Source organism: Streptomyces sp. NPDC094034, from assembly GCF_040303865.1.
Classification (GTDB): Bacteria; Actinomycetota; Actinomycetes; order Streptomycetales; family Streptomycetaceae; genus Streptomyces.
Genome location: NZ_JBEOUD010000073.1, coordinates 1 through 23784 on the forward strand (window position 1 = coordinate 1; position 23784 = coordinate 23784).

Sequence of the window (23784 nt, forward strand, 5' to 3'; positions counted from 1 at the left end):
CGCAGCCCATCGGCTTGCCGACGCGACGAAGGAGCGCCCTTGACGCCCGACCCGCAACCGCGAAACTGAAACCTAGGGGCGGCCCCCACCCGCCATGACCGACCCCGGCCCACCCCGACTACCCCTCGGCACTGACCCGACACCGACCACCCCCGACCCACCCCGGCCACCCCCTAATGCCCCGAATGCTCCGCCCCTTGCACGTCCTTCGCATCCTTCGCGTCCTTCGAGCCCGCCGCACCCGCCGCGCCCGCCGCGTCCTCCGTCCCCATCGCGTGCCCCGGATGGTGCGGCTCGTACCCCGGGATCGTGCCGTCCGGCTTCGCCACCAGGAACAGCCCGGCCATCCCCATGTCCGAGTGGCTCTGGACATGGCAGTGGTACATCCATGCGCCCGCGCCCACGAGTTCGCCCGCGATGATCTGGAAGCCGAAGGAGTCCGCCGGGCCGGTGATCTTGTTGTCGATCACACGGCTGGTGTCCTCGGGGCCGGTGAGCAGGCCCGTTCTGTTGTCCGCCCAGCGGTGACCGTGCATATGGAACGTGTGGTAGAACTCGCCGTGCGTGATCATGATGATCTCGACACGATCCCCCACCGTGGCCTCGAAGTTGGGGCTCTCCGCGCCCGGCTTGTTGTTGATCGTCATGTCGTTGAAGACGATCGTGAACTGCTTGTCCGGGAGGATGTCACCCTTCCTGCGGACAATCACCGGACCGTAGAGGCCCTTCCGGATGCCGCCCGTGCCGTGGTCCGTGCCGACGACATGGTCGTGGTAGTGCCAGTACCCCGCGCTGCCCGCCCGGTAGGTGCCGTCCGCGCGTTTGCCGGGCGCGTGGGTGCGCCAGGTGTACGTACGCGTACCGCCGGGCTCCACATGACTCTTGCTCATCCTGGTGCCGTCGTTGGCGATGTCGTAGTCCACGCCGTGGACATGGAGGCTGGCCGCCACGTCCGTCGTGTTCTCGAACTCGATATGGAGGGTGTCCCCCTCGGTGATCTCGATCAGCGGGCCCGGGATGCTCGCCTTGCCCTTCTCCAGGCCGTAGCCCATCTGACCGTTCGGCAGGGTCTCGGCGTAGAGCTTGAGGTGACGTACCTGACCACCCGCAGGCGCGGTTCTGGGCGGAGTCACCGCCGCGGGGGCCGAGACGGCCGTGGGGGCCGAGGCCACCGACAACGATGTCACCCCCGTCGCGGCGACCGCGCCACCCGCCAACAGCCGCCGATTGAAGCTCCGTCTGTCCATGGCCATACCGAACTCCCCAGTGCCGAACGGATATTCACGGGGCACATGAGGCCCCGGGGACGGCCACACGGTAGACCAGGGATCTTCGTTTATCCACACTCAGGACAAAGTTGGTGGGAAAGCGGTCGTACCTATTGGCGAACTGACGAAAGAGGTCTAGCTTCAGGCGCTGTTGCTGTGACCAAAGAGGGGTGGGTGAACACATGCAGCGCGCACCACATCACCGGTCAAGATCCAGGCGCGGAATGGCCGCGGCCCTGGTGGCCGGCACGATGGCGGCGTCCCTGCTCGGCGGTACCGCCGCCACGGCCAAGCCGTACCCGGAGCCGCCGTCGACAACGTTGTCCCTTCCGTCGCCGCCCGGCGGCGAGAATGTCAAGGTCCTGGTCTTCCACGCCTCGGCCACCGAGGAGTCGCCGGTCGTCAACGCCGGTATCGAGGCCATCGAGACGATCGGGCTGACAGGACCCGCGGCCGGACGGTTCAAGACCGAGGCGACGGACGACGGTTCGGTCTTCACCAACGCCACGAGGCTCGGCAAGTTCAACGCGGTCGTCTTCCTCACGGGTGGCGGCGACGTACTCGATCCCGAGCAGGAGGCGGGCCTCGAAACCTATGTGGAGGCCGGTGGCGGCTTCCTCGGCATTCATGACGCGGCCCGTACGGAGCCGTACTCCGACTGGTTCACCGGGCTGATCGGCGCGCGTCCCACGACCAGTCCCGCGACTGTCCAGCGCGCGACCGTCGAGGTGGGCGACCGCGTCAACCCGGCCACCAAGAGCCTGCCGTTGGAGTGGAAGCGGCCGGACAAGTGGCTCAACTGGGCCACCAACCCGACCGGCAAGGTGCATACGGTCGCCCGCGTCAGGGAGGCCAGCTACAAGCCCGGCACGGGTGCCAATGGCGCCGACCACCCGATCTCCTGGTGCCGTGACTACGACGGCGGCCGGTCCTTCTACACCGGGATGGGCGGTACGGCCGACTCGTACGCCGAGACCGACTTCCGCACCCATCTGCGCGGCGCGTTGCAGTGGACCACCCGTATCTCCCCCGCCGACTGCAAGGCGACGATCGACTCCAACTACAAGGCGGAGCGCGTCACTCAGCCGAACCAGGCGGGCCAGCAGGACCAGATCGGCGAGCCGCACGGCATGGTCGTGGCGCCCGACGGCCGCGTGTTCTACATCGGCCGCGGCGGTGGCGACAACAGCGCCCCGGTGGTGACCGACTGGGCCAACCCGAACATCGGCAAGGGTCTGGGTCAGATCCATGTCTATGACCCGAAGACGAAGAAGGTGACGCTCGCGGGCGCGCTGACGATCTTCGGCAACAAGGGCGGCGGCGATGAGCTGATCAAGGTCGAGGAGGGGCTCCTCGGTATCGAGCTGGACCCCGACTTCGAGACCAACGGCTGGGTGTATCTGCACTACACCCCGCACTCCCAGCTCAACCGTGACACCCGGATGGCGGAGCGCCGCGTCTCCCGCTTCACGCTCGACCTGGCGACCAACAAGCTGGATCTCGCCTCCGAGAAGGTCCTGCTGAAGTGGCCGGTGCAGGTGAACAGCTGCTGCCACGCCGGCGGCGGCATGGCCTGGGACTCGAAGGGCAATCTCTACATCGCGACCGGCGACAACAACTCGTCCGGATTCAGCGACGGTTACTCGGGCAACAACCCGCAGCCGAACTACAAGGGTGTCTCCTTCGCGGACGCGCGCCGCACGGCGGGCAACACCAACAACCTGAACGGCAAGATCCTCCGTATCCACCCGGAGTCCGACGGCACGTACACCCTGCCCGAGGGGAACCTCTTCACGGGCAAGGAGCAGGCCGAGGGCGGCGGCAAGACCCGCGGTGAGATCTATGTGATGGGTGTGCGCAACCCGGCGCGTATCTCCATCGACAAGAAGACCGACACGCTGTACGCGGGCTGGGTCGGCCCGGACGCCGGTTCGCCGTCCACCGTCTGGGGTCCGGCGAAGTACGACACGTTCTCGGCGATCACCAAGGCGGGCAACCACGGCTGGCCGTTCTGCATGGGCAACAACCAGCCCTACCGGGACCGCAATCTGCCCGACCCGTCCAAGCCGCTCGGCTGGTACAACTGTGCCGCGCCGAAGAACGAGTCGCCCAACAACGACGGCCTGGTGAATCTGCCTCCCGTCACGGGCAACACCATCTGGTACTCGCCGCAGGGCGGCGCCCCGGACTACCCGCGTGACGCCAACGGGGTGCCCAGCTACAAGCAGGAGGAGGCCAAGTACCTTCTGCCGTGGCTCAAGGGCGGCGGGCAGGCCACCATGGACGGCCCGGTCTACCGGTACGACGCGCAGAGCGCCAGCACCGAGAAGTGGCCGGAGTACTGGGACGGCAAGTGGTTCGTGGGTGACTTCTACGATGCCGCGGAGAGCCCGCGCCACGCGGTGGTGACGGACCCGAAGACCATCGGCCAGGGCGGTCTGCCGGTGCACGCGGAGACGCTGAAGAAGATCATTCCGGTCGGTCAGGGCGGTATCCGCAACCTGATGGACTGGAAGTTCGCCCCGGACGGCTCGCTCTATGTCCTCGACTACGGGCGGGGCTTCTTCACCTCCGACAACCAGTCCGCGCTGTGGCGTGTGACGTACAAGGGCGGCGCGGCGACACCGGCCGCCGACAACCTCGTCAGGAAGGCGGCGCAGTGAGACACCGGTCTCTCCTGAGGAATCGGCCTCTACGCCTGTGGACGGCCCTGGTGGGCGCGTTCCTGATGGTGCTGGGGCTGACCTCGACGGCGGCGTACGGGCGTACCGACGACCGTACGGACGGCGGGAAGGCGGCAGCGGCCCAGGTGCTCACCTGGACGGCCGGCGACCCCATCGACAAGTACCTCTCCTTCCCGACCACCGCGCTGGCCGGGCCGACCACGATCGTCTTCGAGAACAGCACGGCGACCGGCAACACGACCGGGATGCCGCACACGTTGACCTTCGATGTGTCCGATCCCGAGTACAACAACGACGTCCAGCTGAACATCCTGGCCAACCCGAGTGACGCCAACGGCGGCAAGTACACGGCCGAGGTCAATCTGACCCCGGGCAAGTACCGCTTCCACTGCTCCATCCCGGGGCACGGGCAGATGTTCGGTGTGCTCACCGTGACCGAGGTCGGGCCCGGGGACACCACCCCTCCCGACACCGACGCCAAGGTGGAGGGACAGCAGAACGGCGACGGCGCGTACGTCGGTTCCGCGACGGTCTCCGTGACGGCGACCGACTCGGGCTCCGGGGTGGCGACGACCGAGTACGCGGTCGGCGCCGACGGACCGTGGCAGCCGTACACCGCTCCCGTGGTGGTCGACCAGGTCGGTGATCACACGATCAGATACCGGGCCACCGACCAGTCGGGGAACGTGGCGGCCGAGAAGAGCGTCTCGTTCAAGGTCGTCGCCCCGCCGACCGATGACACGACCCCGCCGGAGACCTCGGCGACCGTGAGCGGCGAGAAGGACGAGGCGGGCAACTATCTGACGATGGCCACGGTCACCGTCACCGCCTCGGACACCGGCTCGGGCGTCAACAAGATCGAGTACGCGCTCGGGACCGATGGCGCCTGGCAGGAGTACACCGCTCCGGTGATGGTGCACCAGATCGGCACCCACAAGGTCCGCTACCGCGCGACCGACAAGGCGGGCAACGCGGCGGCCGAGAAGTCCGTCGACTTCACGGTCGTGGAGGCGCCGGCGAAGGACACCACCCCGCCGGTGACCGGTGCGGTCGTGACGGGTGACAAGAACTCCAACGGCGCGTTCATCACCAGCGCCAAGGCGACCGTCACCGCGACCGACTCCGAGTCCGGGGTCGACAAGATCGAGTACTCCCTCGACGGCGGCCCGTATCTCGCGTACACGACGCCGGTGATCGTCGACCAGGTCGGCTATCACGTCCTCGCGTACCGGGCGACGGACAAGGCGGGCAACACCGCGCAGGCCAAGCAGGCGTCGTTCACCATCGCGCAGGGCGGCGGCGTTCCCGCGCCCAACTGCCCCGAGTTCGATGAGCGGTTGACGGTCATCGTCGGCACGGTCGACACCGGCGTGCCGAACCGGCTGACCCGTAACCGGTGCACGATCAACGAGCTGATCGAGGACGAGAAGGACTGGAGCTCGCACGCTCTCTTCCTCAAGCACGTCGACACGGTGCTCGACAAGCTGCTGGCCGACAATGTCATCGACCAGCGCGAGTTCAACAAGATCACCAGGGCCGCCAAGCAGTCCCAGATCGGCAAGCCCGGACAGACCGAGGGCTACCGCTCGCTCTTCGACGGCACGGCGGCGTCCCTCGCCAGGTGGCAGCAGGTCGGCGGCGGTAAGTTCGCGCTCTCCGGCGACGGTGCCATCACCAGCAGCACCACGGTCCAGGGCATGGGCATGCTGTGGTTCCCGGAACGCAAGTACGGCGACTTCTCGCTGAAGCTCCAGTTCCGCGACGACGCCCCGGGCAACGGCAACGCCAACGGCGGTGTCTTCGTCCGCTTCCCGAATGTCCACGACCACCCGGAGGAGTCCCGGCCGGAGTGGGTCGCCATCAACTACGGCCATGAGATCCAGATTCTCGACCGGCCCGACGGCGACATGTACAAGACCGGCTCGATCTACGGCTTCGACCGCGTGGGTCTGGGCGGCGCCGGGGTCACTCCGAAGGGCACCTGGAACGACTACGAGATCCGCGTGGTCGACCAGCACTACACGATCCTGCGCAACGGTGTCGTGATCAATGAGTTCGACAATGTGGGCGGGCAGACCTTCTACCCGGAGCGCGCCGGAGACCCCGGCACCGACGGCCGGCGGTACGCCTCCGGCTATGTCGGGCTCCAGGTCCACGGCACGACGGACGTGATCTCGTACCGCGACATCCGTATCAAGGAGCTGTAGAGCAAGGAGCTGTGGAGCACGGTGTAGGGCGAGCTTCAGAGCCAGGACCCGGCACCGAGGATGTGCCCCTTCTCCGTCGGAGAGGGGGCACATCCGCGTCTACGGCTCCTCTTTCCTGGCCCGGCTCGGCTGGACCCGCTTCGGCTCCCCCGGCATCTTCGGGTAGTCCGGCGGGTACGGCATGTCCCCCAGGCCGTGGTCCCGTTCGTAGCGGTCGGCCAGTTCCAGCAGCCCTTCCAGGCTGTGCGGCCGGTCCGCCATCTCGGCGTGCGGATCGCCCACTTCGGTGAAGCGCACCGGCATCGTCGCCAGATCGAAGTCCTGCGGGGCGACATCGTCCAGCTCGGCCCAGCGCAGCGGCGCGGAGACCGGGGCGTGCGGCTTGGGGCGTACGGAGTAGGCGGAGGCGATGGTGCGGTCGCGGGCGGTCTGGTTGTAGTCGACGAAGATCCGCCGGCCGCGCTCCTCCTTCCACCAGGCGGTGGTCACCCGGCCCGGCATCCGCCGCTCCAGTTCATGGCCGACGGTGATGGCGCACCGGCGTACCTCGGTGAAGGTCCAGCGCGGTTCGATCGGTACGAACACATGGAGGCCGCGTCCTCCGGAGGTCTTGGGCCAGCCGCGCAGCCCCTGTTCCTCCAGGAACGCGTGGAGTTCGTGGGCGGCGGCGACCGCGTCCTTGAAGTCCGTGCCGGGCTGCGGGTCGAGGTCGATGCGCAGCTCGTCGGGGTGATCGGTGCGGCCCTTGCGCACCGGCCAGGGGTGGAAGGTGAGACAGCCGAGGTTCGCGGCCCACAGGACGGCGGCGACCTCCGTCGGGCAGATCTCGTCGGCCGAACGGCCGCTGGGGAAGTCGATACGGGCGGTGGGGATCCAGTCGGGCAGGTTCTTGGGGGCGCGCTTCTGGAAGAAGGACTCACCGTCGACGCCTTCGGGGAACCGCTCCAGGGTGGTGGGCCGGTCGCGCAGGGCACGCAGGATCCCGGGCCCGACCGCGAGGAAGTAGCGCGCCACATCCAGCTTGGTGAAACCGCGCTCGGGAAAGTAGATCTTGTCCGGGCTGGACAGCCGTACGGCCCTGCCGCCCGCTTCCAGCTCCACCGCTGCACCACCCATGTGCGCCACCGTAGGCCCGGCCCGCGCGGAGCGCATATCGGGCGCGGCCCGCCGTTCCCGAGCACAATCGGGGCATGGATCTGCCGGTGATGCCTCCCGTGAAGCCCATGCTCGCCAAGTCCGTGGCGCGTATCCCGCCCGGGATGCAGTACGAGGCCAAGTGGGACGGCTTCCGGGCGATCGTCCACCGCGACGGCGACGAGGTGGTGATCGGCAGCAGGACCGGCAAGCCCCTGACCCGGTACTTCCCTGAGCTGGTCAGTGCCCTGCGCGCGGAGCTGCCCGGTCGCTGTGTGGTGGACGGTGAGATCGTGATCGTCCATGGGGACCGGCTGGACTTCGACCGGCTGACCGAACGCATCCATCCGGCGAAGTCCCGGGTGGACCTGCTCGCCGAGCGGACCCCGGCGAGCTTCGTGATCTTCGACCTGCTGGCCCTGGGGGACACCTCGCTGCTCACCATCGACCAGGCGCGGCGCAGAGAGGCGCTGGAGGCCGCCTTCGCGGTGCTGCACCCACCGGTGTATCTCGCGCCCGCCACGTGCGATATCGAGGTGGCCAGGGAGTGGTTCGAGCGGTACGAGGGCGCCGGTCTTGACGGGGTGATCGCCAAACCCCTCGATCTGCCGTACCGGCCGGACACCCGGTCCATGTACAAGATCAAGCACGAGCGGACGGCGGATGTGGTCGTCGCCGGCTACCGCCACCACAAGAGCGGCCCCGTGGTGGGCTCGCTGCTCCTGGGGCTGTACGACGAGGCGGGCGCGCTCCAGCATGTCGGGGTGTGCGCCGCGTTCCCGATGAAGCGCCGGGCGGAGCTGATCGAGGAACTGGCCCCGCTGCGTATGGAGTCGGCGGAGGGCCATCCCTGGGCGGCGTGGGCGGAGGAGTCCGCGCACGAGAGCGCCCGGCTGCCGGGGGCGCCGAGCCGCTGGTCCGGTACGAAGGACCTGTCGTGGCTCGCGCTGCGGCCCGAGCGGGTGTGCGAGGTCGCGTACGACCATATGGAGGGCGACCGGTTCCGGCACACCGCGCAGTTCCGCCGCTGGCGGCCCGACCGTACGCCCGCGAGCTGCACCTACGCGCAGTTGGAGGAGCCGGTGCGGTACGACCTCGCGGAGGTGCTGCGGGCGCCCGGCCCCTGAGCGCGCCCCGCGCACCCCCGGTCGGCCACACGGGGGCCGCGATCTTACGGACCTGTGACGGCCCGGCGCGTGACCGCGCGTGGCGGCCGGGGGCCGCATAGCGTCCCCGCCATGCGTGTACTCGTCACCGGAGGCGCGGGCTTCATCGGCTCGCACATCGTCACCGCTCTCGGCTCCCTCGGCCATCGGCCCGTCGTCCTGGACGCCCTGCTGCCCTCGGCGCACCCCGTCCCACCACCGTGTCCCCCGGACGCGGAGTGGATCCACGCCGACGTACGGGACCGGACGGCCCTCGCGGCCGCCCTGGCCGGTGTGGACGCGGTCTGCCACCAGGCGGCGATGGTCGGGCTCGGCAAGGACTTCGCGGACGCCCCCGACTATGTCGGCTGCAACGATCTGGGCACGTCCGTACTGCTCGCGGCCATGGCGGAGGCGGGGGTGCGGGATCTGGTGCTCGCCGGGTCGATGGTCGTCTATGGCGAGGGCCGCTACGACTGCCCCCGGCACGGCCGGGTCGCGCCGGGGCCACGGGCGGTGGCCGACCTGGACGCCGGGCGCTTCGAGCCCGGCTGCCCGTCCTGCGGCGCGGAGTTGGCGCCGGGGCTGATCGATGAGGACGCGGCCACGGATCCGCGCAATGTGTACGCGGCGACGAAGCTGGCCCAGGAGCATCTGGCGGCGGCCTGGGCGCGGGCCACCGGCGGCCGGGCCGTCTCGCTGCGCTACCACAATGTGTACGGGCCGGGGATGCCGCGCGACACCCCGTACGCGGGGGTCGCCTCGTTCTTCCGCTCCTCGCTCGCCAGGGGCGAGGCGCCGCGGGTCTTCGAGGACGGCGGGCAGCGGCGGGACTTCGTTCATGTACGGGATGTGGCGTCGGCGAACGCGCTGGCGCTGAGTGCCGTACGGATCCGGGAGCCCGGCGTGCTGAGCGTGTTCAACACCGGCAGCGGCGAGCCGCACACGGTCGGCGAGATGGCGGGGGCGCTGGCGGCGGCGCACGGCGGCCCCGAGCCGGTGGTCACCGGGGAGTACCGGCTCGGCGACGTCCGGCACATCACGGCGTCGGCGGCGCGGCTCAGGGCGGAGCTCGGCTGGCGTCCCTCGGTCGGATTCGCCGAGGGCATGGCGGAGTTCGCCGCGGCCGGTCAGCGGGCGGCAGCGGTCCTCTGAGCGTCACGCGGCGCGCGGCCCGGAGCGGTACGGCGTCCCGGGCGGGTCCCGGCTGCCCTGGCCGCTCCCGGCTGCCCTGGCCGCTCCCGGCTGTCCTGGCCGGTCCCGGCCGCGCTGGCGCGATCCCGCGCGGTGTGCTGTGACCCGAACGGCCCGGGGCCGGTCGCCACCCCGTGGATGTCCGTGTTTCGTAAGGCCTCACATCCCTTTTGTCGGTTCCCGAATTCATACGGTGATGGACGTGACCTCCTCCGAACCCACGACGGTTGACGTCGTACTCCCCTGCCTCGACGAGGCCCTTGCCCTGCCCTGGGTGCTCCAGCACATGCCGGACGGCTGGCGCGCGATCGTCGTCGACAACGGCTCGGCCGACGGCTCCGCGGAGATCGCCGCCGGGCTCGGCGCGACGGTGGTGCACGAACCGCGGCGCGGGTTCGGGGCCGCCTGTCATGCCGGACTGCTCGCGGCCGAGGCGGAGTTCGTCTGCTTCTGCGACTGCGACGCCTCCCTGGACCCCGGGCTGCTGCCCGCCTTCGTGGCGGAGATCGCGGCGGGCCGGGCCGATCTGGTGCTCGGCCGCCGCAGGCCGCAGGCTCGCGGGGCCTGGCCGACGCACGCGCGGGCCGGGAATCTGGCGCTGGCGTGGATGCTGCGCCGCAGAACCGGACTACGGCTGCACGATCTGGGCCCCCTGCGCGCGGCGCGCCGCGAGGCGTTGCTCGGACTCGGTCTCACGGACCGCCGTAGCGGCTACCCGCTCCAGATGGTCGTACGGGCGGCCGACGCGGGCTGGCGGGTGGCCGAGCGCGATGTGCCGTATCTGCCGCGTACCGGCAGGTCGAAGGTGACCGGCACCTGGCGCGGCACCTGGCAGGCGGTGCACGACATGCGCGGAGTGCTCGCGGAGCCGCCGGCCGGGGCCGGCACGCACGGCTCGCGCGCCGGGCGGAACGGGACGAGCCGGGCGGGTGCCCGATGACCACTCTCCTCGTACTGGCGAAGGCGCCCGTTGCCGGGCGCGTCAAGACACGGCTCACTCCCCCGTTCCGGCCGGAGGAGGCCGCGTCGCTCGCGGAGGCGGCGCTGTGCGACACGCTCGCCGCGGTGCTGGCCGCGCCCGTACGACGGCGGTTGCTCGTCCTCGACGGCGTCCCAGGAGACTGGCTCCCGGCCGGGATCGAGGTCATACCGCAGTCGGGCGGCGGGCTGGACGAGCGATTGGCCGCCGCCTTCGGGCTCTGTACGGGGCCCGCCGTGCTCGTCGGGATGGACACCCCGCAGCTCACCCCGCGGCTGCTGGCCCCCGCTCTCGCGCCCGACGCCTGGCAGGGCACCGACGCGTGGTTCGGGCCCGCTCTGGACGGCGGGTTCTGGGCGTTGGGCCTCGCCGCCCCTGACCCCGCGCTGCTGCTGGGCGTACCGATGTCGGTGCCCGAGACCGGGGCCGTACAGCGCGCGCGGCTGCTGGACGCGGGGCTCGTCGTACGGGATCTGCCGCCGTTGCGGGATGTCGACACCGCGCGGGACGCCACGCTGGTCGCGGCCGAGGCACCGGACAGCCGGTTCGCCGCGGCTCTCGGCCGGCTCGCCGGGACCGGGGTGCGATGACAACCGCCAGGACGACCGCCCAGGCCCATGCCCCGGCCCCGCCCCGGTCGCCCGCCGCGGGCGCCCTGCGGCCGCGCCGTACGGCCCCGTGGCAGGCGGACCCGTACACCGACGCGCTCCGTACCGGCCGCGGCCCGCTGTTCCTGCGGCGCTCCGACGGCTGGCTGCTGCCACTGGAGGTGGAGCGCTGGTGCGCGGAGCCCGACAGCGCGGATCTGACGGTGCTTGAGCGCTGCCGGGGCACCGTACTCGACATCGGCTGCGGTCCCGGCAGGCTCGTGGCGGCGCTGGCGTCCCGGGGCCGCCCCTCCCTGGGCATCGACATCAGCCCGGCGGCCGTGGCGCGCGCCGTACGCGCGGGCGGCAGCGCGCTGGTGCGGTCGGTGTTCGATCCGCTGCCCCGGGAGGGCGGTTGGCACACCGCGCTGCTCATGGACGGCAATATCGGTATCGGCGGGGATCCGCCGGCGCTGCTCTCCCGGCTCACCGGGGTGGTCGGCACGGCCGGTTCGCTGATCGTCGAAGCGGCGGCGGCCGGAATGGACGCCGAGCTGGACGAGCGCGTCCGGGTGCGGGTCGACAACGGCAACGGCGCACCTGGCGAGGCGTTCTCATGGGCCCGGGTCGGCGCCCGCGCGCTCGTACGGCACGCCCGCGCCACGGGCTGGGCCCCGTCCGAGCAGTGGACGGTGGCGGGTCGCCGCTTCGTCGCGCTGGAGCGTCCGGACGACGTGGCCGGGCACGGGGCACACACCTCGTAGGTCGAATCAGTCGCGGGCCAGGTGCCCCGGCGAGGCGACGGATACTGACTGCCAGGTCAATCAGCATGCCGATGCGCGACAGGAGCGTGTTACCAAAAGTCATGGCTGCACAAGCGGAATTCACTAGGGACGTCTACGACGTCGTCATCGTCGGTGGTGGTCACAACGGGCTGGTGGCCGCCGCGTATCTCGCTCGGGCAGGGCGCTCCGTACTCGTTCTCGAACGTCTCGGAGTCACGGGCGGCGCCGCCGTCTCGACCCGGGCCTTCGCCGGTGTGGACGCGCGTCTGTCCCGCTATTCGTACCTCGTCTCTCTCCTGCCGTCGAAGGTCGTCGACGACCTGGAGCTGAGCTTCGCCGTACGGAAGCGCTCCGTGGCCTCCTACACACCTACGGTGCGTGACGGGCGCCCGACGGGCCTGTTCGTCGGGGGCGGTGAGGAGCGCACCCGCGCGTCCTTCCGGGCCCTCACGGGATCCGACGCCGAGTACGAGGCGTGGCAGGACTTCTACGCCACCACCGGGCGCGTCGCCCGGAGCGTCTTCCCCACGCTCACCGAGCCGTTGCCCACCCGCGAGGCCCTTCGCGCGCGGATCGGCGACGACGCCGCCTGGCGCATGCTCTTCGAGGAGCCGCTGGGTGTCGCGATCGAAGAGCGGTTCAGGGACGACCTGGTGCGCGGTGTCGTTCTCACCGACGGCATCATCGGGACCTTCAGCGACGCGCACGACCCGTCTTTGGCCCAGAACATCTGCTTCCTCTACCACGTGATCGGCGGTGGCACGGGAGACTGGGACGTTCCGGTCGGCGGTATGGGCGCCTTCACCGACGCGCTGGCCCACGCGGCCCGGGCGGCCGGCACCGAGATCGTCACGGGCCACGAAGTGGTCCGCATCGACCCGGACGATCCGCATTCGATCGTCACGTATCGCACCCGGGCGGGAGAAGGCACCGTCGCGGCGCGCAAGGTGCTGGTGAACGCGTCCCCCGAGACGCTGGCCCGACTCGTCGGCGACGAGGCCGCGGCCGAGCGGCCCGAGGGCGCCCAGCTCAAGGTCAACATGCTGCTGAGCCGACTGCCACGGCTGCGTGACACGTCCGTCGACCCGCGCGAGGCGTTCTCCGGTACGTTCCACATCGCCGAGGGCTATGGCCAACTGGCCAGGTCCTACCGGGAGGCGGCCGGTGGCGCGCTGCCGTCGGCACCGCCTTCGGAGATCTACTGCCACTCGCTGACCGACCCCACCATCCTCGCCCCGGAACTGGTCGCCCGCGGCTACCAGACGCTGACGATGTTCGGAGTCCACACACCGGCGCGGCTGTTCGCGCAAGACCACGACACGAAGCGGGAGGCCCTGCTCAAGGCGACTCTCGCCGAACTCGACGCGGTGCTCGACGAGCCGATCGCCGACTGTCTGGTACGGGACGCGGACGGCAGGCCGTGCGTCGAGGCCAAGACGCCCCTCGACCTGGAGGAGGAGCTGCGGTTGCCACGGGGGAACATCTTCCACCGGTCGCTGGCGTTCCCGTTCCGCGACGAGGAGAAGGGCACCGGCCGCTGGGGAGTCGAGACCTCGCACAAGAACGTACTGCTGTGCGGCGCGGGCGCGGTGCGCGGCGGTGGTGTGAGCGGTATCCCCGGGCACAACGCGGCCATGGCCGTGCTGGAGCGGTGAGTTCGTCGTTGCCGTCGCTCGCGGGCGCCGCTCAAGCGGGACCCACGTACACCCAGGCCCCGTCGTGGCGTGCGAACCGGCTGCGCTCCTCAAGGACACCCGGCTCGCCCCGCTGGGTGAAATGGGCCCGGAAGGTGACCGTTCCCGTGGTGTGGAACGGGCTGCCGTCGGTGGCGTCCAGGACCTCCAGGCCGGTCCACCGCGTCGCGCGGTCGAGATCGACGGTCGGCGGACGGCCGGCCGGGTCCCAGGACCGCAGCAGATACGCCGCGTCGTGGACGGCGAAGGCGCTGTAGCGGGAGCGCATCAGCAGCTCGGCGGTGGGCGCGGTGGCGGCACCGGTATGGAACCGTCCGCAGCACGCGCCGTACGTGGCGTCCAGCCCGCAGGGGCAGGGCGAGCCGGCAGTGACCGCGGAGCGGCTGGGGCGAGCGGACCGGCCGGGGCGAGCGGGGCGGCTGGGGCGAGAGGGGCGTCGGGCCATACGCCCATTCTCGCCTTCGAGCCGCGGTCGCTCACACCGGGCCGAAGCGACGGCGGCATGCGCTGGGCGGCAGACCCGTGCGGCGCCGCCGGGGTGCGCGGAAGCGGCGGTACCGAGCGGCACCTCCCCGGTGGGCGACCGGCACCTTCCCGGTGGGCGACCGACACACTCCGGTGGGCGACCGGCACGCTCCCGGTGGCCGATCGGTGCCTCACCGCCCGCGGTGACCGAGCCGCGCCGAGAGCGCGCCCGCGCCCTTCGTGGCGAGCCGGGCAAGCTCCTCCTCGCGCGCGTCGCTCCACCGGATCATCGGCGCGGAGATGGACAGGGCAGCGACGACCCGGCCCGCGCTGTCCCGTACCGGCGCCGCCACACAGCTCACATCGGGGTTGGACTCGCGGTGCTCGACGGCGACACCGCGCTCCCTGATGCCCGCCAGCTCCGCCCGCAGCACCTGCGGATCGGTGATGCTGGCGGGCGTCATCGCGGTGAACTCGTGCCCGGCGATACGGCTCTCCAGTTCGTCGGCGGGCAGTGCGGCGAGCAGCATCTTGCCGACCGAGGTGCAGTGGGCGGGCAGTCTGCGACCGGCCGCCGAGACCATCCTGACCGCGTGCGTGGAGTCCACCTTCGCGATGTAGATGACATCGGTCCCCTCCAGGATCGCGACATGTACGGTCTCGTCGCACGTCTCCGCGATCTCGCGGGCGACATGCCCGCCCTCGGTGGCGAGATCGAGCTGTTCCGCGTATCTGCTGCCGAGTTGGTAGGAGCGCACGCCGAGCCGGTAGCGACCGGGCTGTCCCGGGACGGCCGCCAGATACGAGCGGGCCGCGAGCGTGGTGAGCAGTTCGTGCACGGTGGTGCGCGGCAGTTGGAGCTTCCTGATGACGTCGGGGGCGGCGAGCGTGCCGTCCCCGTCCAGGAACAGTTCGAGTATGTCCAGGGCCCGCGTCACCGCGGGGACCAGCCGTCCCACGACCGCTCACCCACCCCTCTTGTTCGATACTTCGACCACCGGCCGGAATGACGAACACAGGCTAACCGTCGCGCGACCCATTGACACCCCTCTCAGTGCCTGAATACCGTCACGCCACGATTTCGAACGGGTGCCGAAATACCGAACGAGATGAGGCCAACTACCGTGCGCATCACGGGAATCAGCACACATGTGGTCGGTACGCCCTGGCGTAACCTCACCTACGTCCTCGTCCATACGGACGAAGGGCTCACCGGAGTCGGCGAGACCCGGATGCTCGGCAGAACGGACGCGCTGCTCGGCTATCTGCGTGAGGCCGAGGCCAACCACATCCAGGGCTCTGACCCGTTCGCCGTCGAGGATCTCGTACGGCGGATGAAGTACGGCGATTACGGGCGGGCCGGCGAGATCGTGATGTCGGGCATCGCGGTCGTGGAGATGGCCTGTTGGGACATCAAGGGCAAGGCGCTGGGTGTGCCGGTGTGGCAGCTGCTCGGTGGCAAGGTCACCGACCGGGTCAAGGCGTACGCCAACGGCTGGTACACCACGGAGCGGACCCCGGAGGCGTACCACAAGGCGGCCGAGGCGGTGATCGCGCGTGGCTACCGGGCCCTGAAGATCGACCCGTTCGGCACCGGCCACTTCGAGCTGGACCGGGCGGCGTCGAACGAGGCGGTGGCGCTGATCGAGGCGGTACGGGACGCGATCGGGCCCGACGCGGAGCTGATGCTGGAGATGCACGGCCGGTTCAGCCCGTCGACCGCCGTACGGCTGGCGCGCGAGATGGCGCCGTACGCCCCGGCCTGGCTGGAGGAGCCGGTGCCGCCGGAGAATCTCAAGGCCCTGAGCAAGGTCGCGGGAAAGGTCGAGCTGCCGATCGCGACCGGTGAACGGATCCATGACCGGATCGAGTTCCGTGAGCTGTTCGAGTCGGGCGCCGCGGACATCATCCAGCCGGACGTGGGGCACATCGGGGGCATCCTGGAGACCCGGAAGCTCGCCGCGACCGCCGAGACCCACTACACACTGATCGCACCGCACAATGTCGGCGGTTCGGTGCTGACCGCCGCGAGTCTGCAACTGGCCGCCTGCACACCGAACTTCAAGATCCTTGAGCACTTCAACGACTTCGCGGACGCGGAGATCAAGAAGGTCGTCACCGGCGCTCCCGAGGTCGATCCCGCGACGGGATGTTTCGAGGTGTCGCACGCGCCGGGTCTCGGGGTCGCGTTCGATGTGGCGGCGGCGGCCGAATTCCCGCAGCAGCACGCGCGGTTCGACCTGTGGGCCGAGGGCTGGGAGAAGCGCGAGCCGAAGGATCCGCGGTGACCGGCCCGGCGGCGGACGCGGCGGCCAGTCGGGCGATCGTCGTCGACCGGCCCGGTGTCCACCGGCTGGTGAGCGGTCCTGTGCCCGTCCCCGGGCCGGGCGAGGTGCGGGTACGGGTCGCCGCGGCCGGGATCTGCGGGAGCGATCGCGAGGTGTACGACGGACATCGCGACGCGGCCTATGTGCGCTATCCGGTGACGCCGGGGCATGAGTGGGCGGGAACGGTCGAGGCGGTGGGCGAGGGCGTCGACGCGCGGCTGACCGGACGCGCCACGGTCGCCGAGGGGTTCCGCTCCTGCGGGACCTGCGCGCGGTGCCGGGCCGCCGAGACCTCGCTGTGCACCAGCGGTTACGACGAGACGGGGTTCACCGTTCCCGGTGCGTTCGCCGACCATGTCGTGGTGCCCGCACGGCTGTTGCATCCGCTCGCCGACGACGCGGATCTGCGGGCCGCCGCCCTGCTGGAGCCGGCCGCCGTGGTGGCCGCGGCGGTACGGTCCGGCCGGTCCGAGCCCGGTGAGCGGATCGCGGTGGTGGGCGCGGGCACCCTGGGGCTCCTCGCCGTACAACTGCTCGCCGCCTCCTCCCCCGCCGAGCTGGCGGTGATCGATCCACGGTCCGAACGGACGCTGTTCGCGACGCGGTTCGGCGCGACCCTGACCGGGACCCCCGAGGACGCGAAGGAACTGCACGGCCGGTACGACCTGGTGATGGAGACCGCCGGCGCACCGTCCACGGCGGCCTCGTCCTGTCTCCTCGCTCGGCGCGGCGGCCGGGTGGTGCTCACCGGGATGTTCGCCCCCGGCGCGACCGGGATCGATCCAGCCCTGCTGACGTTGCGTCAGCTGACGGTACGAGGCGTCTTCGGCGCGCCCTCCGCGGCCTGGGCCTTCGCCGTACGGGCGTTCACCGCCGGGCTGTTGGCCCCGGCCGCGCTGATCACCCACGAATTCCCGCTGGAGCGGTACGGCGAGGCCGTGACGCTGGTCGGCCGCGGCGCCCCCGGCACCGGAAAGGTGCTGCTGCGCCCCTGGCCCCCGACCGGACCGGCACCGCACCGCGCATCACTGAACCGGAGGACTCGTCCGTGACCGACGTATCGGCCCCCGCCCCCCGCCGGCCCGGCGAACAGGCGCTCACCACGATCGGACTGACCGCGCCCGCACCCGACCCCGCGGACGCCTCCCCGCACACGTTCCCCGACGGTGGCCGCTGGCGTACCGAGGTCCCCTCGGTGGAGGGCCCCGAGTGTCTGGCGGAGGTCCTCAAGGAGTCGGACCGTCTCGATGTACCCATCCACCGCGTCAGCCAGGGCAGCGGCGTCTGGATGCTCTCCGACGCCGACATCACCGAGATGGCCGACGCCTGCGCGGCCCGCGACATCGAGCTGTGTCTGTTCACCGGGCCGCGCGGCACATGGGACACCGGCGGCTCGACCCGTACGGACTCCGGCGGCGCGGGTCTGCGCGCGCGGGGCCATGACGCCCTGGCCGGCTGTGTCGAGGACGCCCTGCGCGCGACCGGGCTCGGGGTGAAGTGTCTGCTCGTCGCGGACGAGGGTGTGCTGTGGACCCTGCACCGGCTGCGCGCCAGCGGCGTACTGCCCGCCGACACCACGTTCAAGGTGTCGGCGCTGATCGGCCCGGTCAACCCGGCGTCGTACGCGGTGTTCGAGCAGTTGGGCGCCGACTCGATCAATATCCCCTCGGATCTGGCGCTCGCCCATTTCAGCGAGATCCGCCGGGCGAGCCGGGCGCCGATGGACCTCTATATCGAGGCGCCCGACGATCTCGGCGGCTATGTGCGGATGTACGAGACGGCGGAGCTGATCCGGCGCGGCGCCCCGCTCTATCTCAAGTTCGGACTGTCGAAGTCGCCCGGAATCTATCCGTACGGCGCCCAGTTGCGGGACACCGCGCTCAGCAGCGCCCGGGAACGGGTCCGCCGTGGCCGGCTCGTCCTCGATCTGCTCATCCGGCACGGCGCCGACGGCGGAATGTCGCCGCTCGGCTCGCGGCTGCCCGGTCCGCTCAGCCGTTTCCCCCTGACCCCAGACCAGCTGACCCCAGACAAGGACTGATGCCCCCATGCGCACTCGCCGAGCCGCACTCGCCGTCACCACCGTATCGCTGGTCCTCTCACTCGCCGCCTGCGGGCAGAACAGTGAGGGCGGCAGCAAGGACGACACGAAGGGCGGCAAGGGATCCACCATCGGCATCTCGATGCCGACCAAGTCGTCGGAACGCTGGATCGCCGACGGCGACAACGTCGTCGGCGAACTCAAGAAGCTCGGCTACGAGACCGACCTCCAATACGGCGAGGACAACGTTGCCCAACAGGTCGCCCAGATCGAGAACATGATCACCAAGGGCGTGGATGTCCTGGTCATCGCGGCAATCGACGGCAGCGCCCTGAGTGATGTCCTCCAGCAGGCCGCGGACCGGAACATCAAGGTCATCTCGTACGACCGGCTGATCCTCGGCACCAAGAACGTCGACTACTACGCGTCGTTCGACAACGAGAGGGTCGGCGTCCTCCAGGCCAGTTATCTGATCGACAAGCTGGGCCTGAAGGACGGCGGCGAGAAGGGCCCGTTCAACATCGAGCTGTTCGCCGGCTCCCCCGACGACAACAACACCCAGTACTTCTTCAACGGCGCGATGAAGACCCTCAAGCCGTACATCGACGACAAGCGGCTCGTCGTCCGGAGCGGTCAGACCCAGCTGAACCAGGTCACCACCCTGCGCTGGGACGGCGGCACCGCGCAGAAGCGGATGGACGACCTGCTCACCAAGTCGTACGGCTCGCAGAACGTGGACGCGGTGCTCTCGCCGTACGACGGCATCTCCATCGGCATTCTGTCCTCGCTCAGGTCCGACGGCTATGGCACATCCGCGAAGCCGTATCCGCTGGTCACCGGGCAGGACGCCGAGGTCGCCTCGGTGAAGTCGATCATCGCGGGCCAGCAGACCATGACGGTCTACAAGGACATCCGGCTGCTGGCCAGGACGGCCGCCCGGATGGCGGACGCGATGCTGAAGGACGAGAAGGTCGAGGTCAACGACGAGAAGTCGTACGACAACAAGGCCAAGGTCGTCCCGGCGTATCTGCTGACGCCGGTCAGCGTCGACAAGGAGAACTACCAGAAGGAACTGGTGGACTCCGGCTACCTCAAGGCGAGTGACCTGAAGTGACGACGCCCGTCCTGGAGATGCGCTCCATCGTGAAGACCTTTCCCGGGGTCAGGGCGCTCTCCGATGTCAGCCTCACGGTCGCCAAGGGCGAGGTGCACGCTGTGTGCGGCGAGAACGGAGCGGGAAAGTCGACCCTGATGAAGGTGCTCAGCGGGGTCCATCCGTACGGCAGTTACGACGGCGAGATCCTTTTCGAGGGCTCTCCCTGCGCCTTCCGCGACATCAGGGCCAGCGAGGACCGGGGCATCGTGATCATCCATCAGGAACTCGCGCTGATCCCCTACTTGTCGATCGCGGAGAACATCTTCCTCGGCAACGAGCACGCCACCCATGGCTTCATCAACTGGAACGACACCCTGAAACACGCGGCCTCGCTGCTCAAGCGGGTCGGTCTGGACGAGCGTCCGGGGACCCGGGTCGCCGATATCGGGGTCGGCAAGCAACAGCTCGTGGAGATCGCGAAGGCGCTCGCCAAGCGGGTGAGGCTGCTGATCCTCGATGAGCCGACCGCCGCGCTCAACGACGGCGACAGCGCCCAGCTCCTGCGACTGATAAGGGAGTTGAAGGAACAGGGCATCACCTCCATCATCATCTCGCACAAGCTGAACGAGATAGCGGAGGTGGCCGACTCCGTCACGATCCTGCGGGACGGCCGGACCATCGAGACCCTTGATGTGAGGGCGGAGTCGACCACCGAGGACCGGATCATCCGGGGCATGGTCGGCCGCGATCTCGACCACCGCTTTCCCGAACGCACGCCCTACGAGGGCGATCCGGGCGCCCACCCCGCGCTGGAGGTGCGCGACTGGACGGTGCACCACCCGATCGACCAGCAGCGCAAGGTCGTCGACGGCGTCTCGGTCCAGGTCCGCAAGGGCGAGATCGTGGGGATCGCCGGGCTGATGGGCGCGGGCCGCACCGAACTGGCCATGAGCGTCTTCGGCCGCTCGTACGGCACGAACATCAGCGGGAGCGTACTCAAGGACGGCCGGGAGATCAATACGCGGACGGTGCCCCAGGCCGTCGCGCACGGCATCGCGTATGTCACCGAGGACCGCAAGCGGTACGGGCTCAATCTCATCGACACCATCGGCCGGAACATCACCCTGAGCGCCCTGTCGAAGGTCGCCCGGCGCGGGGTGGTCGACGAGCACGAGGAGACACGGGTCGCCGAGTCGTACCGCGCGAGCATGAACATCAAGGCACCGACGGTCTTCGAGCGGGCCGGCCGGCTGTCGGGCGGCAACCAGCAGAAGGTCGTCCTCGGCAAATGGATCTTCGCGGGTCCCGAGGTGCTGATCCTCGACGAGCCCACGCGCGGTATCGACGTCGGCGCGAAGTACGAGATCTATACGGTCATCGACCGGCTCGCCGCCGAGGGAAAGGCCGTCATCTTCATCTCCTCCGAACTCCCCGAGCTGCTCGGTATGTGCGACCGCGTGTACACGATGGCGGCCGGCCGACTCACCGGTGAGATTCCACGGGCGGAAGCGACCCAGGAAGTCCTGATGCGTCACATGACTCACATGACCAAGAACACGAGGTAGTCGACATGGGTCCGGTCACCACCGATACACCGAAGGGCGACACACCGAAGGAATCCCCACCGTCGCCCCCGTCCGGGCGAAGCGGTACGGGGGCGCTCCTGCTGGAGGCCGCGCGCCGCAATATGCGGCAGTACGGCATGCTGATCGCGCTCTGCCTGATCGTCGTCCTGTTCCAGATCTGGACCGACGGCGTCCTCCTCAAGCCGAACAACGTCACCAATCTGGTGCTCCAGAACAGCTACATCCTGGTCCTCGCCATCGGCATGATGATCGTCATCATCGCGGGCCATATCGATCTCTCGGTCGGCTCGCTGGCCGCGTTCGTCTCCGCCGCCTGCGCGGTGATGATGGTCGAGCACGACATCCCATGGGTGCTCGCGCTGGTCCTCGGACTGCTCATCGGGGCGGTCGCCGGTGCCTGGCAGGGGTTCTGGATCGCGTATGTCGGCATTCCGTCGTTCATCGTCACACTCGCCGGGATGCTGCTCTTCCGGGGCGGCACGCAGATCTTCCTGGGGTCGCGTTCGCTCGGCCCGTTCCCCGAGGGCTTCCAGAAGATCTCGACCGGCTATCTGCCCGAGATCGGCCCGGCCACCAACTACCACAATCTGACGCTGCTGATGGGGCTGGCGCTGCTGGCGTTCGCGCTCTTCCAGGAGTTCCGGGACCGGCGCCGGCAGCGGGCGTACGACTTGGAGGTGCTTCCCCGCAATCTCTTCCTCGTCAAGTGCGTGGCGCTGGCCGCCGCCGTGCTCGCCTTCACGATGACACTGGCCAGCTACCGCGGGGTGCCGGTCGTCCTGCTGCTGCTCGCGGCGCTGCTGATCGGCTTCGGCTATGTCATGCGCAACGCCGTCGTCGGCCGTCATGTGTACGCGCTCGGCGGCAACCAGGCCGCGGCGAAACTGTCCGGGGTCAAGGACAGGCGCGTCACATTCCTCGTCTTCGTCAATATGGGGGTACTGGCGGCCCTGGCCGGAATCGTCTACGCCGCCCGGCTCAACGCGGGTGTGCCCCAGGCCGGGATCAACTTCGAACTGGAGGCCATCGCCGCCGCGTTCATCGGCGGCGCCTCGATGAGCGGCGGCGTCGGCACGGTCTTCGGCGCGATCATCGGCGGGCTGGTGCTCGGTGTGCTCAACAACGGCATGTCGCTCGTGGGCATCGGCACCGACTACCAACAGGTCATCAAGGGGCTGGTGTTGCTGGCCGCGGTCGGCTTCGACGTCTGGAACAAACGCCGCGTGGGCGCCTGAGAGGCCTGGCGGAGAGCCGCGCGATCGCGGAGAACCGGCTGTACCGGATGGTGCGCGAGCACGGGCTGCCGGACCCGCTGTGGAACGTCGACCTGCGGCTGCCCGGCGGGCCCCGCCTCGGCGCGCTGGACGCGTACTGGCCGGACCAGGCGGTCGCGGTCGAGCTGGACACCCGGGCGCGGCACGGTCATCCGGAGGGCGAGTGCGACGAGGAGACGGAGTGGGCGCGGTACGCCCGCAAGCGGGAGCACCTGGAGCGACTCGGCATCACGGTCGTCCATCTGACCCCGAGGAAGCTCAGGGACGCGATGGAGCAGCAGGCCGCGGTGGTCCGTACGGCCCTGATGGCGGCGGACGACCGCGAGCCCGCCGCCCATGTGGTGGTGCTGCCCCGGTAGTCCGGGCCCCTTCCGGGTCAGCCCTGGGCGGTGGGGCGGACGACGATCTCGTTCACGTCGACGGACTCCGGCTGCTCGACGGCGAACGCGACGGCCCGGGCGATCGCCTCGGGCGGGATCGCGATCCGGTCCCGCATCTCCGTGATCCGCGCGCGGACCCCCGGGTTCGTCGACGCCTCGGCGAATCCGGTCGCGACGACGCCGGGCGAGACGGTGGTCACCCGCAGCGCGTCGCCGGCCTCCTGGCGCAGCCCCTCGCAGATGGCGCGGACCGCGACCTTCGTCCCGGAGTAGACCGCCATGGCCGGTGCGACGCGGAACGCGGCCGTGGACGCGACGGTGACGAAGTGGCCGCTGCCCTGGGCCCGGAAGACGGGCAGCGCGGCGGCGATGCCGTGCAGCACGCCCTTGATGTTGACGTCGATCATCCGGTCCCACTCCTCGACCCGCAGATCGTCGAGCGGCGAGATGGTGCCGACCCCGGCGTTGGCGACCAGCACGTCGAGCCGGCCGAACCGCTCGCCGGCCAGGGCGACCAGCGCACGCAGGTCCTCACTCCGGGTCACGTCCGTGCGGAGCTGTACGGCGGTGCCGCCCGCCTTCTCGATCCGCGCCACCAGGTCCGCCAGGCGCTCGGTCCGGCGCGCCCCCAGGACGAGCCGCGCGCCCCGCTCGGCGAGCAGCAGCGCGGTCGCCTCGCCGATGCCGGAGCCGGCCCCCGTGACCGCCACGACCTTGCCCTCGATTCCCGACACGTTCTCTCCCAAGTTTGTTCTGGTTTGTTCTGATTCCTTCTCGAACCTCCAGTCTGTGGCTGGCTTAGCCTGGTATCCAGAACCCGTTTATTCTGGAACCAGGACTGCCATCCACATGCCCCGACCGCCGGACCGACGCCGCGAGCTGGCCGCCTTCCTCCGCAGCCGCCGGGAGCGGATCACCCCCGACCAGGTCGGGCTGCC

The 23784-nt window shown here is 70.0% G+C and carries 19 protein-coding genes and 1 pseudogene; 15 read left to right on the plus strand and 5 right to left on the minus strand.

Going from position 1 to position 23784, the window contains the following annotated elements; translation table 11 throughout:
* Positions 1-173 precede the first annotated feature (173 nt).
* Positions 174-1247, minus strand: a complete 1074-nt coding sequence (locus ABTZ59_RS35385; protein WP_351424695.1) for a multicopper oxidase domain-containing protein — start codon at positions 1245-1247, stop codon at positions 174-176.
* A 203-nt stretch (positions 1248-1450) separates the two neighbouring features.
* Here ABTZ59_RS35385 and ABTZ59_RS35390 point away from each other — a divergent pair, with 203 nt between their 5' ends.
* Both ABTZ59_RS35390 and ABTZ59_RS35395 read left to right on the plus strand, forming a co-directional pair.
* Entirely contained in the window at positions 1451-3931 is a 2481-nt protein-coding gene (locus ABTZ59_RS35390) for a ThuA domain-containing protein (RefSeq protein ID WP_351424600.1), read from the plus strand.
* Positions 3928-6159, plus strand: a complete 2232-nt coding sequence (locus tag ABTZ59_RS35395) for an OmpL47-type beta-barrel domain-containing protein (protein ID WP_351424604.1) — start codon at positions 3928-3930, stop codon at positions 6157-6159. Before ABTZ59_RS35390 ends, ABTZ59_RS35395 begins: the two co-directional genes overlap by 4 nt.
* Positions 6160-6258: 99 nt before the next feature.
* On the opposite strand, the gene ligD is transcribed toward ABTZ59_RS35395, so the two are convergent.
* Positions 6259-7275: a non-homologous end-joining DNA ligase gene (gene ligD, locus ABTZ59_RS35400; protein ID WP_351424613.1), complete on the minus strand. Its 1017-nt coding sequence runs from the start codon at positions 7273-7275 to the stop codon at positions 6259-6261.
* 74 nt (positions 7276-7349) lie between these two features.
* Here ligD and ABTZ59_RS35405 point away from each other — a divergent pair, with 74 nt between their 5' ends.
* The 6 genes from ABTZ59_RS35405 (at position 7350) to ABTZ59_RS35430 (ending at position 13638) form a co-directional block, all read left to right on the plus strand.
* On the plus strand, positions 7350-8420 hold the full coding sequence (locus ABTZ59_RS35405) for an ATP-dependent DNA ligase (RefSeq protein WP_351424618.1): 1071 nt from the start codon (positions 7350-7352) through the stop codon (positions 8418-8420).
* Between the two features lie 111 nt (positions 8421-8531).
* Positions 8532-9593 (plus strand): NAD-dependent epimerase/dehydratase family protein, encoded by a 1062-nt coding sequence (locus tag ABTZ59_RS35410; protein ID WP_351424622.1) that lies wholly within the window; start codon positions 8532-8534, stop codon positions 9591-9593.
* Positions 9594-9828: 235 nt separating this feature from the next.
* Positions 9829-10572 (plus strand): glycosyltransferase family 2 protein, encoded by a 744-nt coding sequence (locus ABTZ59_RS35415; protein ID WP_351424629.1) that lies wholly within the window; start codon positions 9829-9831, stop codon positions 10570-10572.
* Positions 10569-11201, plus strand: coding sequence for a TIGR04282 family arsenosugar biosynthesis glycosyltransferase (locus ABTZ59_RS35420; protein WP_351424633.1), 633 nt, complete (start codon positions 10569-10571; stop codon positions 11199-11201). Before ABTZ59_RS35415 ends, ABTZ59_RS35420 begins: the two co-directional genes overlap by 4 nt.
* Positions 11198-11962, plus strand: a complete 765-nt coding sequence (locus tag ABTZ59_RS35425; RefSeq protein ID WP_351424636.1) for a methyltransferase domain-containing protein — start codon at positions 11198-11200, stop codon at positions 11960-11962. Before ABTZ59_RS35420 ends, ABTZ59_RS35425 begins: the two co-directional genes overlap by 4 nt.
* A 101-nt stretch (positions 11963-12063) precedes the next feature.
* Positions 12064-13638: a phytoene desaturase family protein gene (locus tag ABTZ59_RS35430; protein ID WP_351424641.1), complete on the plus strand. Its 1575-nt coding sequence runs from the start codon at positions 12064-12066 to the stop codon at positions 13636-13638.
* 31 nt (positions 13639-13669) lie between these two features.
* Here ABTZ59_RS35430 and ABTZ59_RS35435 read toward each other — a convergent pair whose 3' ends face one another.
* Together ABTZ59_RS35435 and ABTZ59_RS35440 are read right to left on the minus strand one after the other, a co-directional pair.
* Positions 13670-14122 (minus strand): YchJ family protein, encoded by a 453-nt coding sequence (locus ABTZ59_RS35435; RefSeq protein ID WP_351424644.1) that lies wholly within the window; start codon positions 14120-14122, stop codon positions 13670-13672.
* Between the two features lie 211 nt (positions 14123-14333).
* Positions 14334-15101 carry an IclR family transcriptional regulator gene (locus ABTZ59_RS35440; protein ID WP_351424661.1) on the minus strand — a complete coding sequence of 256 codons (768 nt, stop codon included), beginning with the start codon at positions 15099-15101 and terminating at the stop codon, positions 14334-14336.
* A 165-nt stretch (positions 15102-15266) separates the two neighbouring features.
* Here ABTZ59_RS35440 and ABTZ59_RS35445 point away from each other — a divergent pair, with 165 nt between their 5' ends.
* From ABTZ59_RS35445 to ABTZ59_RS35475, 7 genes and pseudogenes are all read left to right on the plus strand, one after another.
* Positions 15267-16430, plus strand: a complete 1164-nt coding sequence (locus ABTZ59_RS35445; protein ID WP_351424671.1) for a mandelate racemase/muconate lactonizing enzyme family protein — start codon at positions 15267-15269, stop codon at positions 16428-16430.
* The gene (locus tag ABTZ59_RS35450; protein ID WP_351424675.1) at positions 16427-17521 is read left to right on the plus strand and encodes a zinc-dependent alcohol dehydrogenase; all 1095 of its coding nucleotides are present in this window, start codon (positions 16427-16429) and stop codon (positions 17519-17521) included. Before ABTZ59_RS35445 ends, ABTZ59_RS35450 begins: the two co-directional genes overlap by 4 nt.
* Complete coding sequence (locus ABTZ59_RS35455) at positions 17518-18510, plus strand: hypothetical protein (protein WP_351424678.1); 993 nt, start codon at positions 17518-17520, stop codon at positions 18508-18510. Before ABTZ59_RS35450 ends, ABTZ59_RS35455 begins: the two co-directional genes overlap by 4 nt.
* Positions 18511-18517: 7 nt before the next feature.
* Entirely contained in the window at positions 18518-19624 is a 1107-nt protein-coding gene (gene chvE, locus ABTZ59_RS35460) for a multiple monosaccharide ABC transporter substrate-binding protein (protein WP_351424681.1), read from the plus strand.
* A gap of 17 nt (positions 19625-19641) precedes the next feature.
* The gene (mmsA, locus tag ABTZ59_RS35465; RefSeq protein ID WP_503003857.1) at positions 19642-21171 is read left to right on the plus strand and encodes a multiple monosaccharide ABC transporter ATP-binding protein; all 1530 of its coding nucleotides are present in this window, start codon (positions 19642-19644) and stop codon (positions 21169-21171) included.
* Positions 21172-21176: 5 nt separating this feature from the next.
* Positions 21177-22427: a multiple monosaccharide ABC transporter permease gene (gene mmsB, locus ABTZ59_RS35470; RefSeq protein ID WP_351424689.1), complete on the plus strand. Its 1251-nt coding sequence runs from the start codon at positions 21177-21179 to the stop codon at positions 22425-22427.
* Positions 22428-22432: 5 nt separating this feature from the next.
* Positions 22433-22825 (plus strand): annotated as a pseudogene (locus tag ABTZ59_RS35475) (hypothetical protein); the annotation flags it as partial.
* Between the two features lie 17 nt (positions 22826-22842).
* Here the strand turns inward: ABTZ59_RS35475 and ABTZ59_RS35480 are convergent.
* Positions 22843-23580, minus strand: a complete 738-nt coding sequence (locus tag ABTZ59_RS35480) for an SDR family oxidoreductase (RefSeq protein WP_111586192.1) — start codon at positions 23578-23580, stop codon at positions 22843-22845.
* Between the last annotated feature and the right edge of the window lie 204 nt (positions 23581-23784).